The following is a 569-nucleotide window of genomic DNA, read 5'->3' as shown; positions in this document are numbered from 1 at the left end:
CTGGTCTTGCTGTCAAGGTTGCCGGTCGGCTCGTCGGCCAGCACAATAGCCGGTTTGGTAATCAGAGCGCGGGCAATCGCCACACGCTGCTGCTGTCCGCCGGAAAGATTGTTTGGCATATTTTTTAGTTTATCTTCCAGTCCCAGCAGATGAACGATCTCGTTCAAAAACGTCCGATCCACCGTGTCCCCGTCCAGCTCCACTGGCAGGACGATGTTCTCATACACATTCAGGATGGGAACAAGGTTATAGTTCTGGAAGATAAAGCCGATGTTACGGCGGCGGAAAATGGTAAGCTGTTCATCGTTCATTTTTGACAGTTCTTTGTCCCGGACAATCACATTGCCGGAAGTGGGAGTGTCCAGCCCTCCCATCATGTGAAGCAGGGTGGACTTGCCGCTGCCCGAGGTTCCCACAACAGCCACAAATTCGCCGTCCTCCAGATCGAAGTTCACGCCGTCAAGGGCGCGGGTGATGTTCGGCTTTGTGCCATAATACTTTTTTAGGTCGATAGTCTGTAAAACGCTCATATTCAAAACTCCTTTCAAGGCTTCCTGCCTGTTGATAAG

Annotated in this window: 1 protein-coding gene; it reads right to left on the bottom strand. The window is 51.5% G+C overall.

Features of this window, described 5'->3' with window-relative positions; all coding sequences use genetic code 11:
• Nucleotides 1–530 (bottom strand): ABC transporter ATP-binding protein (locus D7Y06_RS25530; RefSeq protein WP_147415798.1); only part of this gene is annotated, 530 nt, incomplete at its 3' end.
• Between the last annotated feature and the right edge of the window lie 39 nt (nucleotides 531–569).

The organism is Roseburia sp. 1XD42-69 (assembly GCF_003612565.1).
Taxonomy (GTDB): Bacteria; Bacillota; Clostridia; order Lachnospirales; family Lachnospiraceae; genus Roseburia_B.
Note: the sequence above shows the minus strand (reverse complement) of the source record. Positions and strands in the feature narration are given on the sequence as shown.